Annotated in this window: 4 protein-coding genes; 3 read left to right on the forward strand and 1 reads right to left on the reverse strand. The window is 51.4% G+C overall.

Translation table 11 applies throughout. The features are described from left to right. Positions 1 to 790: 790 nt before the first annotated feature. Positions 791 to 1,000, reverse strand: a complete 210-nt coding sequence (locus JGZ97_RS17880) for a hypothetical protein (RefSeq protein ID WP_207064073.1) — start codon at positions 998 to 1,000, stop codon at positions 791 to 793. A gap of 416 nt (positions 1,001 to 1,416) precedes the next feature. Between JGZ97_RS17880 and JGZ97_RS17885 the strand changes: the two genes are divergently transcribed. Genes JGZ97_RS17885 through JGZ97_RS17895 form a run of 3 tightly spaced genes read left to right on the forward strand, consistent with a single transcriptional unit; the run spans position 1,417 to position 4,700 of the window. Then, the gene (locus JGZ97_RS17885) at positions 1,417 to 1,764 is read left to right on the forward strand and encodes a winged helix-turn-helix domain-containing protein (protein ID WP_207064074.1); all 348 of its coding nucleotides are present in this window, start codon (positions 1,417 to 1,419) and stop codon (positions 1,762 to 1,764) included. Then, positions 1,761 to 2,309 (forward strand): hypothetical protein, encoded by a 549-nt coding sequence (locus JGZ97_RS17890; RefSeq protein ID WP_207064075.1) that lies wholly within the window; start codon positions 1,761 to 1,763, stop codon positions 2,307 to 2,309. Before JGZ97_RS17885 ends, JGZ97_RS17890 begins: the two co-directional genes overlap by 4 nt. Positions 2,310 to 2,321: 12 nt before the next feature. Continuing rightward, positions 2,322 to 4,700: a DEAD/DEAH box helicase family protein gene (locus JGZ97_RS17895; RefSeq protein ID WP_207064076.1), complete on the forward strand. Its 2,379-nt coding sequence runs from the start codon at positions 2,322 to 2,324 to the stop codon at positions 4,698 to 4,700. Positions 4,701 to 5,076 lie beyond the last annotated feature (376 nt).

Genomic DNA, 5,076 nt, shown 5'->3' on the forward strand with positions numbered 1-5,076 from the left:
AGCTCCGTCTGCTTGCCGGAAAACGGGCATGCAGGCGGTGTGAAATGATCAAAAACCGGGTTATTACGCCGCAAATGCGGCTTGAGCAGCGGAGTAGCTCAGGAGATGGGACTTAATCGTAGGTTCCCTAGATCCATCCTCCCACGCGCTCCCGTAGCCGCAATTATGGTCGATGCGTGTCACAGCATTGAACCCCGGTGTCCCCCTTGCGATGCGGGTACGGCATCGATCACAGACGATGGCAACCACATGTTCCGTGGTTACTGGTTCAGTGATCCGCGACATTGACAGTTTCCGAATAACACGGTTAGGCCTTGGGGGTTAGCCATGTGAGAAAAACGTAGGTGAGCAGCGCGAATCCGACCAACACAATGTACTCCATACTCTCTCCGTAGTCATGAGCTCAGCTCATGATATGAGTATTAGCGAGGAAGCAGATTGCGTCAACCAGACGCATTGCAATTACGGTAGATGGCGTCATTTGTACGCTTTTATTTACATTATGTAAGCACGATTGACGGGGTTTTCCAGTATCGATCGGCATGAATATATGCGGGCATAGGATCATAGTCCTATGAATCAGGATCAGAGTTCATTCAAAAGCACCCAAGTTGTTAACAACTGGCAGTAGAAAAGGCTTAAAGAGCGGGGCTAATGAACACCAATCTGGTGGCGATTAACGCGAAATGTCAAAAGTAACCCGAAAAAAGCCGACTTTCTGGAAAATTTTATTCGAAATTTACGGCAAAATATTTCTGCGCCATTAAGGCGGTATACGTGTTACTTGGGCTCAACATGAGATAGGAAGAGAAGAATGGATCAGCGAAATCTTATTCAAGAGGAAAGTACCCAGCCCCATTTGGTTATCTGGATCGGATGCGGGACGCAATAGGGCTTCAGCATCAAAGCGAGCACCACATTTATCACAAACCAAGGCCACCACTCGGTGTGCAAGAGCCGCTTTCGTGACGCGAGCCATGTCGATCTCCGATTTGGTCATCTTCGTGAATCATTCATAGCTGGAGAGCATGGCACTGTCAATGCAAGGCCGGCAAGGTGTCACGATGCCGGCATTTTGTGCGCTTTTTCCGCAATGATGCAAGCACGTTTGGCGAACATTGATTATATTCCTGCTTGAGCAGTCCGGGTTTTTGCTCTATGGTTTCATCCGTATCAAGTACGGCTAGTTTGGTGAGTTGTGGTGGGCTATCAGGAGCTAGCATTTCTTGTTTTTAGCGCCTTGCTAGGCATCCTAAGGTTCGAGATAAACCTTTAACATAAAGATATTTAAAGATAATTAAGTAATGGTCAGGTCTCAATGTCGGATGTTTCGATGCAATAACTTTCTACGGAAAGGTTAATTTTAGGCTCATGTGAACTATAATTGGGGTCATATAACCCTATAATGAGATTGTGATGCTTGAAGGACTCCTTGGAAACATCAACAAAGAGCGGGTATTGGTCTATCTGGTTGCTCGAGGGGAAGGCTATCCAAGAGAAATTGCTGCCTTCTTTGACGCACCGCTAACGCCGATTCAGGCACAAGCCGAGAAGCTCGAGACCGCTGGCATCCTGTGTAGCCGGTTTGTAGGTCGCACACGGCTATTTAGCTTGAACCCACGCTGCGTCTATCTCGGCGAATTGAAGGCATTGATCGAGCGAATTCTTGAGTTCTACCCAGAAACGTTGCGAGAGGCGTTATTGGAAAATCGCCGCCGGCCACGCAAGCCGGATAAGCCGCTACAACGGCGGGAAACAGCATGAGCGAGCTCGATTATTCCACCATCAGCGCACGCGATCTCGCCGGGCTGATTGGTTCCCATCTCTCAAGCGAGGGCATCGATGTCACCCTGGTCGGCGGTACTTGCGTATCGATCTATTCTGATAACCTCTATCAGTCAGATGATCTCGACTTTGTCGATCGCTCTTACACTCCGAGCAAGCACTTAAAAGCGGCAATGGCGAAGCTCGGATTTACACCAGTCGGTCGTTACTACGAACATCCACGCTGCCCTTTCTTAGTGGAATTCCCGCCAGGCCCTCTCTCCGTAGGTGATCAGCCGATTCGTCAGTGGGTCACGCTGACCACACCGCTGGGAACGTTCTCGTTGATCACCGCTGAAGACTGCATCAAGGACCGCTTAGCGGCTTTTTTTCACTGGGGAGATCGGCAGGCTCTGCAGCAAGCGCTTTGGGTTGCAAAAGACCAACGAGGGGAGTACGACCTCGAAGCGATTAGAGCTTGGTCGGAGCATGAGGGCGAGCCTGCCAAGTTCGATGAATTTATGTCCTTGCTGGACTTGGACTAATCACCTTTCGACATGAGTGGCAGCGACGACATTCCACAGCGGGTAGCCGAGATAGAGCATGCGCTTAAACAGCTGGATCATAAGCGTCATCTGCTAGAGCAGGAAAAAGCCACTTTACTCGTCCAGCAGTCATCAACAACCAACAGCCTCATGACCACGGAGCAAAAGCTCGCTCTGTTCCAGCGTCTGTTTCATGGACGACGCGATGTGCATGCCCAGCGGTGGGAAAATAAATCAGGCAAGTCAGGCTATTCCGTTGCATGCGCCAATGAATGGCGACCGGGCATCTGTCGAAAGCCTAAGGTGAAATGTGGCGACTGCTCGCATCGCAACTACAAGCCACTCGATACAGAGGCACTGCATAATCATCTCACGGGGCGCGAAACGTTGGGGGTTTATCCCCTTCTCAATGGAGACTGTTGCTGGTTCCTGGCGGCAGATTTCGACAAGTCGGATTGGCGTGCCGCTGTTGCGGCCTACCGCGACGCCTGCGACCAAGTGGATATCGAATGCGCCGTTGAAATTTCCCGCTCCGGTAACGGTGCTCATGTGTGGATTTTCTTTGATGCCCCGGTTCCTGCAGAGGACGCGCGCGCTCTTGGCTTTGCTCTACTGGATAAAGCGATGGAGAGTTACCCGCAACTTGATTTTGCCTCCTACGACAGGCTGTTCCCCAATCAGGATACGATGCCTGCCGGAGGTTTTGGCAATCTGATTGCACTTCCGTTGCAGAAAGCTCGACGAGCAGAAGGCTGCTCCGTATTTGTTGATCATCAGTTTGTGCCTTACCCCGACCAATGGAGTTACTTGGCTCAGGTGAAGTCATTTGCTGCAATAACCTTGAATACGCAGCTTTCAAAGCTTGGCTACCAGCGCATACAGCCTCCTGATTTCAGGTTATCCGAAGAGGTGCCATGGGATGCCTTGCTACCCGTTTCTGACCGTCCAATAGCTGGTTGCCCAAAGCAGATCAACGCTGTTCTCGCCAATGCGATCTATCTATCCACTGGGCCATTACCCTCTCAGTTGCTGGCGCGTCTGAAACGGCTGGCCACCTTTGCCAATCCAGCGTTCTTCAAAACGCAGGCTCTACGCTTTTCGACACAGGGTGTGCCTCGGCATATCTGCTGCGCACACTTGGAGGACGGATATTTGTGTCTCCCCCGTGGTTGCCGTGATGAACTCGAGGTATTGCTGGGAAAGCAGAGTATTGAGGTTAACTGGACGGACGAGCGACAAGCAGGTGTAGTGCTGCCGGAGCTTGTCTTCAAGGGCGAACTGCGACCGGATCAGCAGCATGCCGTAAACACCATTCGGCAGGAGGACTTTGGAATCCTCCATGCACCGACGGCTTTCGGCAAAACAGTCACCGCCATCGGCCTGATTGTCGAACGTCAAACCAATACGCTGATTTTGGTACACAGCAAAGAGTTGGTGACACAGTGGAAAGAGCGGCTGGAAACTTTCCTAGGCGGGGCTGAGGTAGGTGTGGTCTATGGAGGTAAGCGCAAACCCACCGGGCAGATCGACGTGGCTACCTATCAGAGCCTGCTCAGCCGGGGTGATAACACCATTCAGCCTCAGGCCTTCTATTACGGACACGTGGTGATCGATGAATGCCATCACCTGTCGGCTCCTCGATACGAGCAGCTGCTATCGCAAATTCGCCCGCGGTATGTGACAGGGCTGACCGCAACCCCGGAGCGACAAGATGGCCATCAGCCGATCATTTTTATGCAAGCAGGGCCGATCAGGCACCGCGCGCGAGTAGATAGCGAGTCTGTGTTTGAACAGTACGTGTTCACCCGACAATTGGCCGGAGTGCTACCCGAGTCACTACAGCATAAGGACACCAAACCTCACGTCACAGAGCTGATGCGATGGCTGTCAGAGGATGATGAGCGAAGCCGGTTGATAATCCGAGATGTGATCCGCGCGACACAACAGAAACGTCATTGCCTGGTCCTGACGGAACGAAAAACGCACGCAGAGACCATCAAGAGCCTGCTGACGGCTGAAGGCATTACGACCGCCATGTTGATCGGTGGTCAAAAGGCGAAGGAGCGCCGGCAAGCGAAAGAGGACCTGTCTACCGCGCAGGTCATTGTTGCAACCGGGCGTTATATCGGTGAGGGCTTTGACCTTCCCCGACTCGATACATTGTTTCTGGCGCTGCCTATCTCCTGGAAAGGAACGTTGGCACAGTACGCAGGCCGTATTCACAGGACTTGTGCATCCAAGACCGAGGTTCACATCTACGATTACATCGACATGGGGCACCCAATGTTCGAGCGCATGTTTACGCGGCGTAGCCGTGGCTATCGAGCGATGGGGTATTGTATAGAGCCGGCAGAATCAACGAATTCTAGGCAGGAAACGCTTCTTTTGTAGGCCATTTACATTCCGGCAGGACCGGCGGAACAAATGATGGGGCGGTTATGATAATGCCCCGACAGGTGTGTTTAGAGCATTTCAAAGCGGTTTCGATGATATCAAAAACTTTTTTGTCATTTTAAGGTGTTTGACAAACCCTTCGAGGCTCATAGAAAAATTTTATTTATCAAAGCTTTGTGCTTTTTGAATGCCGTGTCTGTATTGAGTTTGTCAAACAAAGTAGTTGAGTAAAATCCCTACACCTAACCCGCATTTTTCATGAACCTTCGGCTGGGCGTCGGATTTTGGTGATTCGGGCTTGATGGCCCTATTTGGCGGCTTTCTGGGCCAAGATTGGCCCATTTTCAGCCCTGCAGACATAGCGCCCCCTTTC

This window comes from Motiliproteus sp. SC1-56 (assembly GCF_017309075.1).
Classification (GTDB): Bacteria; Pseudomonadota; Gammaproteobacteria; order Pseudomonadales; family Balneatricaceae; genus Motiliproteus.